General features: G+C 41.3%; 8 protein-coding genes. 1 reads left to right on the forward strand and 7 read right to left on the reverse strand.

Annotated elements, in window-relative coordinates:
• The first annotated feature begins 86 nt into the window (after positions 1-86).
• Positions 87-782 (forward strand): SurA N-terminal domain-containing protein, encoded by a 696-nt coding sequence (locus WC955_06605; protein MFA5858719.1) that lies wholly within the window; start codon positions 87-89, stop codon positions 780-782.
• Here the strand turns inward: WC955_06605 and WC955_06610 are convergent.
• From WC955_06610 to WC955_06640, 7 genes are all read right to left on the reverse strand, one after another.
• On the reverse strand, positions 745-1,350 hold the full coding sequence (locus tag WC955_06610) for a nucleoside triphosphate pyrophosphatase (GenBank protein ID MFA5858720.1): 606 nt from the start codon (positions 1,348-1,350) through the stop codon (positions 745-747). The two genes, WC955_06605 and WC955_06610, sit on opposite strands and share 38 nt — an antisense overlap.
• Complete coding sequence (gene amrS, locus WC955_06615) at positions 1,347-2,417, reverse strand: AmmeMemoRadiSam system radical SAM enzyme (protein MFA5858721.1); 1,071 nt, start codon at positions 2,415-2,417, stop codon at positions 1,347-1,349. The genes WC955_06610 and amrS overlap by 4 nt, the downstream gene beginning before the upstream one ends.
• Entirely contained in the window at positions 2,362-3,858 is a 1,497-nt protein-coding gene (locus WC955_06620; GenBank protein ID MFA5858722.1) for a mechanosensitive ion channel family protein, read from the reverse strand. The genes amrS and WC955_06620 overlap by 56 nt, the downstream gene beginning before the upstream one ends.
• Positions 3,859-3,870: 12 nt before the next feature.
• The gene (locus WC955_06625) at positions 3,871-5,028 is read right to left on the reverse strand and encodes an HD domain-containing phosphohydrolase (GenBank protein ID MFA5858723.1); all 1,158 of its coding nucleotides are present in this window, start codon (positions 5,026-5,028) and stop codon (positions 3,871-3,873) included.
• A gap of 37 nt (positions 5,029-5,065) precedes the next feature.
• Positions 5,066-6,025 carry an ornithine carbamoyltransferase gene (argF, locus tag WC955_06630; GenBank protein ID MFA5858724.1) on the reverse strand — a complete coding sequence of 320 codons (960 nt, stop codon included), beginning with the start codon at positions 6,023-6,025 and terminating at the stop codon, positions 5,066-5,068.
• A gap of 18 nt (positions 6,026-6,043) precedes the next feature.
• Positions 6,044-6,532, reverse strand: coding sequence for a hypothetical protein (locus tag WC955_06635; protein MFA5858725.1), 489 nt, complete (start codon positions 6,530-6,532; stop codon positions 6,044-6,046).
• Between the two features lie 162 nt (positions 6,533-6,694).
• A partial coding sequence (locus WC955_06640; GenBank protein MFA5858726.1) for a hypothetical protein occupies positions 6,695-7,919 on the reverse strand: 1,225 nt, incomplete at its 5' end.

Genomic DNA, 7,919 nt, shown 5'->3' on the forward strand with positions numbered 1-7,919 from the left:
GTTTAATATGTTTATGTCAAAGCATATTTGTTATCGAAAACAAGTTATGTTTAGGTGAATACAGAAAGGAACCGGGTTTTGGCAGTATGTTAAAATTTTTAAACAAATACAAAAAAATTATTTTTATTATTACAGGCATAGGTTTTATGATGGGTATCTTTATCGGGTTCGGAAGTTATTTTTTTACTAAAGGCTGGGATGCCGACGCTATCGCTATGGTAGATAAAACAAAAATATCACAGGATAAATTTTCGCGTTATTACCGAAATGCCCAAAAAAACATACGTGAAAAAGGCGAGGACATCACCGAAGATGCGGATAAACGTTTACAGATAGAAGTCCTGAGAGAACTTATCCAGGAAGAAGTTTTAGTACAGCAAGCAAAGAAGTACGGCATCTTTGTTTCTGATGCAGAACTTGCGCGGTACATCCAATCCTTTGACGCGTTCAAACGTAACGGTGTTTTTGACAGGAACACGTATATACAGGTACTAAGTTATGAACGCTCAACACCTATAGAATTTGAAGAAGACCGCCGGAGAGACATTATGCGCACAAAACTGGTACGTATTCTTATGCAGAACACCGGCCCGCTGACCCCTGCGGAGATAAGTATTGCCCTGCGTGAAAAGTTTGGCACAAAAATGCCGGACCAGAAGGAACAGGAAAAGTTTGTTAACCAGTTACGACAGGAAAGAATGTCTGCGTTTTTTGAAGATTGGTACCGCCAGATAAATAAAGAAGTTAAAGTCCGCGAGTTTTTATCGGAACGTTTAAAATAGTATTATTAAGCATACGGACTAACATTTTTTTAGGTAACCCCACAACATTGTAATAATCCCCGCGGATATATTCCACAAACTTATCATCGGTTTCCTGTATAGCATACGCCCCGGCTTTGTCCCTGTTTTTTCTTGCGAGCTTCAATACCTCAGCATCAGTAAACATTCGCATCTTAACCTTTGTTACCTCAACCCCTGTCTGGACACACCCACCGGGTTTTTCTATTACCGCAACACCGGTATACACTTTATGCACACTGCCGTTTAATTTCCGCAGAATCCTTACAGCATCACGGTAATCCTTTGGTTTCCCAATAATTTCATTATCCACTACTACAATAGTGTCTGCAGACACAATAACCCCGCGTTTAACCCCCGGCAGTATAGCCCTGGCTTTACGCAATGCCAAAGTTTTAACTATCTCCGCAGGCTCTTTGGCATCACAATCTTCCAATGCAGAACTTGGCATAACAATAAATGCCAATCCTAAAGTTTTGAGTATCCCCTTCCGCCTTGGCGATACCGATGCTAGTATCAACGGTACCGGTTGTTCACGATTGGTGTTCATATAATCAGATTTACCTCATACCCGCACGAAGTACACTTTTTCCCTGTTAATCCTTTAACCTCAATCTCATACCCTACCCGCGATATTAAAAGCGCCTTACACCCGGGACAATACGTATTCCCGTACTTATCATCCCCATAATTACCGAGGTACACGTAGTCCAGCCTAGTTTTTGCAATATCATACGCACGGATAAGTGTTTCCTCATCAGTTACAGGAATGTCCATTTTATACTTTGGGAAATACCGCGAAAAATGCAGCGGTATTGCTTTGTCAAGCCTAGCAATCCAGTTTACGAGCTGCACAATTTCCTCAGCGGAATCATTATGTCCCGGTATAAGTAACGTCGTAAGTTCTACATGTATACCCGAAGACAACATAGATTCAATACTGTTCAATACAGGCTTTAATGCCCCACCGCATATTTTACGGTAAAACCCTTCGCTGAACGCTTTTAAGTCCACATTTGCAGCGTCAATTTGTTCTGCCAAACAACTCAACGGCTCTTTATTAATAAACCCGTTGGTCACTACAACATTAACCATCCCGGCTTTATGCACAAGTTTTGACATCTCGAAAAGCCATTCATAATTTATTAACGGTTCATTATATGTATAAGCCACTCCGACAGACCGTTCCTGTTTTGCTAACTCAACAATTTGTTCACCGGTAAGGATTCTAATTGTCTCTAGTTTATGCTTGTCCTTTACTTGCGATATCTCCCAGTTTTGACAATGCCGGCATATGAAGTTGCATCCATAAGTCCCGGTTGACAAAATCCCTTTACCCGGATAAAAATGGTATAACGGCTTCTTTTCAATTGGATCAACAGCAAGTGATGCGTGTGTAGCGTAGGTTAAAGCATACAACTTATCCCCCGTGCGTTTACGTACACCGCAACGCCCGGTTTGTCCGGCAGTAATCATGCAATTATGCGGACACAATACGCAGTGTAGTTCCCCGTTATTGTATCTATAGAAAAGTGCTTCTTTCACCGGAATAACACCGGGCTTACTTCCCGAGGCCGAAGAAGTTGCGGATACGCTGTGAGAACGTTTGACGCTCAACTTTATCTTTCACCACCCGCACGTTTTCTTTAGTCGCTTCTAAATTTGCTGCGCGTTGTTCAAGTACAGCGCCCAAAGTATCAGCTAACGACGGTGTTTTCTCTAACACATTCCTAAACGCTTTATTATTAAGCACCAATAGGACAGATTCTTTTAATGCACGCACCGTTGCAGTACAAGGTTCCCCCGTCAATAAACTCATCTCACCAAAATAGTTACCTGTTATAAGTTCCGCAACTTTTTGTGTCATCCCGCCTACGGTATTGATTAATACTTCAACCTTACCATCCAAAATGATATAAAACGCTTCCCCCTGCCCGCCTTGCAGTATAATAGTTTCACCGGGAGCAAATATTTTTTCCTCTAAAACCCCGGCTATCTCTGTAATAACCCCGTCGTCTAACATATTAAACAATTCAACTTCCTTCAACAATTTCTTACGTTGCTCCAAAGCAATATCCGGAGACACTTCTTTCGGCCTGATAATTCCAACCCTCTGCTGCGGGACAGGAATTTCTACGCCCTCACGTTTAAACGCATACCACGCATTGGTTTGTACTTCTGTCTGCAGATTATAAGTAAACTCAAAATTATCAACAAAAAAGTAAAGGCTGTATTTTATGTAATAATCCTCAAATCCGTCAATCCACACATACGGCGGAACTGGAGATTGCACTATATGTTTGTTCATCGGAAGACAAGATAACAGAATACGTTTAACTTTCTCTGGATGAACTTCGGTCCCTGTTTTTACTTCAACCCTTACCCTTTGAGTCCCTTCTAAACGGCAAAATTGAGATGCCTGAAGTGTATTGTTAGGTATTACCACCTGTGAACCGTTCCATAACCGAAGGAAAGTCATACCCCACGTAAAATTTTCCACTTTACCTTCCATCCCGTTATAACTTATCCACTCACCAATACGTACTACACGGCTAAGAATTACACTTGCGATAAAACGTTTGATCGGATCCTGCAATGCAACCATGATACCCGCAGTTGCAACAGTAGGTATAGCTACCATTGCTAACGGATTAAAATGGAAAAAGTTATATGCCAGGATAAGCAGTACTATCGCGTAGATTACCCACATTAGAACTTTACGTAACGGCGGTGTTATCCATACATTACGTACGGTCACCAAATAATATTCCACAAGTATTGCATTTATTAAAGTCAACAATAAATACGCGATTGCCGCGTATGTCATGAACCCCAGTATTACAACAACTCTAGTACCCATACTTTTATCTAAGTCCGAATACTGAACAAACACCGTGAGTAACAACAATACTGCAGCAAGCCAGTAATTAATCCTCAACTGTTTAGGCAGGTTCATTTTCTTTACTGCAAGTAATTTTGACAGCCCGATGTAGCAAACAATAATCACTGCAGCGAATATCACAATATTTAATATAAGGTTAAGCGTAATATCTACCATACCATACTCCTGCTAAACATCCTCCGGTATTTTACCGTCATACCGTTTTGTCAACCCGCGGATAAACGCGTTTGCGCAGTCCGGGTCAAACTGTGAACCTCTAAACATTTCAATTTCTTTTACCGCCATGGTAAGCGGCAGTTTACTGCGGTAAGGACGGTTGGACGTCATTGCGTCAAACGTATCCGCCACAGCGATTATCCTTGCATAGAACGGTATAGTGTCTCCAAATAACCTTGAAGGATACCCCTGCCCGTCATACCGTTCCTGATGATGCCGTATACCCGGGATAATTTTTTCTAACTGTTTAATGGAAGACAACATATCCGCACCGATAGTTGGATGTTTTTTCATCTCAACCCATTCCTCTTCAGTAAGTTTTCCTTGTTTATGCAATACACGTTCCGGCACACCAATTTTGCCAATATCATGCAATAACGCTGCGAGTTCCAAACTTGTTTTTTCATCATTGTTAATACCCAACTCATCACCAATCATCAATGCATAATCGCATACCCGTTCCGAATGCCCGTGTGTATACGGATCCTTAGCATCAATCGCACTGGACAGCGCGCGCATACTACCCAAGAAAAGATCGTTGAGATCCTTAAACAACTGCGCTTTTTGTACAGCCAACGCGCCGTTAGTGGTTAATATTGACAACAGTTTAATATCATCCTGAGTAAATTCTTTCCCGTTTTTTTTATTTACAGCTTCAGCAACACCGATAAGTTTATCTTCTATTTTCATAGGCACTGCAAGTATGGATTTTGTAACAAACCCGCTTTCTTTATCCGCTTTTGCGGTAAAACGTTTATCCTTACTCACATCCTGCACAACTACCGATTCACTATGTTCCGCCACCCAACCTGCGATTCCTTCACCTTTTTCGAGGTACACTTTATTCAGTGCTTCTTTCTTTGCACCGGCAGCTGCAAAAAAGTATAGCTGTCCACGGTCTTTATCCATTAACAATATCGATGACGCTTCAGAATCCATCACCTGGCTCACAATAGACATGATAATGTTCAGGACGCTGTGAAGTTCAAACTTGGAATTAATAATCTCAGATGAAGTAATCAATGTTTCAAGCTGTAGGACACGTTTCTTTAGGAGTTCATTCTCCGCTGTTAGCTTTCGCAGTTCTTCCGTCAAATTGTTGCCCTCCATACCAGCAAAAAATCCCGGCTATTAAAAAATACTATTATTATTGCGTCAACAACTTTACTAAAATAGCTTTTTGTATATGCAACCTATTCTCAGCCTGGTCAAAGATAATTGAATTTTTGCCATCCATAACTTCACTAGTAATTTCTTCGCCTCTCCTTGCGGGAAGGCAATGCATTGCCAAGCATCCGCGTGCCGCGCGGGACATAACTTTTGAATTTAACTGATACGGCCGTAAATCGCGGTACCGTTTTTTCTTCTCATCTTCCTGCCCCATCGACACCCATACGTCAGTGTATAACGCATCAGCACCAGCAACACCTTTCGCCACATCATTTTCCACACTGATCTTCGCGCCAGTACTCGCAGCAATTGATTTAGCTTCTGCCATATACTTCGCAGACGGAACATACCCTTTCGGGGAACATATAACAAATGTTACGCCCAGCATCGCAGAAAGTAATAACAACGAATTTGCGACATTATTACTCCCATCACCAAGGAAGACAAATTTTAGTTTCCGCAGTTCCTGGTAATCAACTTTCCCGGTGGAACTAATCCATCCTTTACGTTCAAGTATCGTAAAATAATCGCTTAATACCTGGCACGGATGCTCTTCATCAGTCAACCCGTTGATTACCGGTATTGAAGCATGTTTTGAAAATTCCAGAAGTTCATCATGATCCTTTGTACGGATAAGAATACCGTGTACGTACCGTGAGAACACCCGGGCAGTATCCCCATAACTCTCACCGCGTCGTAACTGCAAGTCCTGCGCGTTAAACATTAACGGCAACCCGCCCAGCTGGTACATCCCTACGGAAAAAGATACACTGGTACGTGTTGACGGTTTATGAAAAATCATAGCTAACGCTTTACCCTTTAACGGCGTATACGGAATCCCGCGCTGTGACTTACTCTTAATCGTATAAGCAAGTTCAAAAAGTTTAAGAATTTCTTTTACAGATAAATCAGTTATTGCGATTAAATTGTTCTGCATAATATTTTGTATGCCGTATTACTCGACGAGCTTAGACTTTTGTAAATCCCCGACCCATACAGGGTAGCGGTAAGACGAATTATAATTCTGGAAACTCATTGCGTTATAATGGAACGCTTCAACAAAGTTTACCGTAATCAACTGATAAACCTTCTCATTTGACTGCAAGCATTCTTTCATTAACACCGGATCGTTATTAAACTCCTTAATCAACTGCTGGTTAACAACGTCGCGCATTGTCATGAACGCCAATAATGGTTCGTATATCTGGAACCCGTCTTTCAAATATTTTTTTGCAAGGTTCTGCACTGTACCGAGTATAGGTTTGATATTATTATCCTGTAACATAATCAAACCATCCTGGTATATCTGATACGATGATTCCCAGATATCTTCCATTGGATGAAACCTGTATCTCGTATTATGCAGATTTTTGATCGCGAACGATACTTCTTCTACTAAACTATTAGACTTTTTTCTTAGAAAAGTCACTAATTTTTCTGACATACAACTCCTATAAAATTAGCGTTTCTAGTGAAAACTCAAATGAAGTACTCACGCGTTATCCTTGCTTGGGGATAAGTATTGCCCTTGGCATACCTCCTTTCATCAACCATATATAGTATCTAACAAATAAATAATACTATACCAATAAGCGAGTTGTCAATATTACTTAATCACGCAGGGCGACCAGCAGGGAAGAGTGGAATCACCTTTGATATTAGCCACTCTCTGCTGCACCTGCCCATCTACGGTTATACGGTATAATTCATACCTGCCGGAACGGTTTGAGGAGAACACAATCCATTGCGCGTTCGGCGACCAAGACGGGTTTTCATTTGACCCTGCGGTGGTAAGCTGTTCAGGGAATGAGTTAGAGACATCAGGTTCAACTACAGTTATCTGGAACGCTTTAGCAACCTGTGCGGCATAAGCAATCAACCTGCCTCTTGGCGACCATGCGGGCGAATCACAATACCCGCCATAAGATAAACGCCTTAACATAATCCCATCGGTATCTGTGACATATAACTGCGGTACACCCGACCTACCGGAAGTAAATACTACATCACGGTTATTTGGTGAAAAACTTGGGGAAACATCTACCGCACGGTTCCATGTTAAACGTTTAGTAATATTGTACTCGTTATCCAATACATAAATCTCAGGATTCCCGTCTTTTGACAATACAACAGTATACTTTTGCCCGTCAAAACTTTGCGCACCCATAATACACAACCCCTGTTGTTGCACAACACTCCGTGCTTTACGGTTATTAATATCCATTTCAAAAATATCAGGGTTCCCGCTTTTGTATGACGTATAATACACCTTTTTTCCGTCGTATGACCACCGCGGCATGGTTACCACCGAATTATCCGAGGTTAACTTCTGAACATTATCCCCGTCATAGTCCATCATCCATAATTCCTTTTTCCCGGTTTGGTTATTCACAAACACAATCTTTGTCTGTGCCACGCCTTGTTCTCCGGTAAAACGGAACACTATATCATCAACAAACCTGTGAGCTAAAACTTTGGGATTATCGGTTTTACCCTGATAAACCTCACTGAATAACTGTTCTTCCGTTTCAATATCAAAAACTTTCCCTGTAAAAAATAAATCACCGCCGCTATGCGTCATCACACTTCCGGAAACAAGGATCTGTGTACCAAGCTTCTTCCAAAAGATAAATTCCGGTTGTTTCCCGTAGACCTGTTTTTTAGGGTCAATAATATCAAACAAACGCGAGAATAACAGGTCATTCTTTATAGCTTTAACCAACGTATCTGAAATTTTAATTTCTTCATCTGTAAATACCGCAAAATTGCCAATAGAAATATTATACTTCTCCCCGTGCGAGATAGATTCTATGTACGCATCCACCGCAGCG

It is taken from the genome of Elusimicrobiota bacterium (assembly GCA_041658405.1).
In the GTDB taxonomy this organism is placed as follows: Bacteria; Elusimicrobiota; UBA5214; order JBBAAG01; family JBBAAG01; genus JBBAAG01.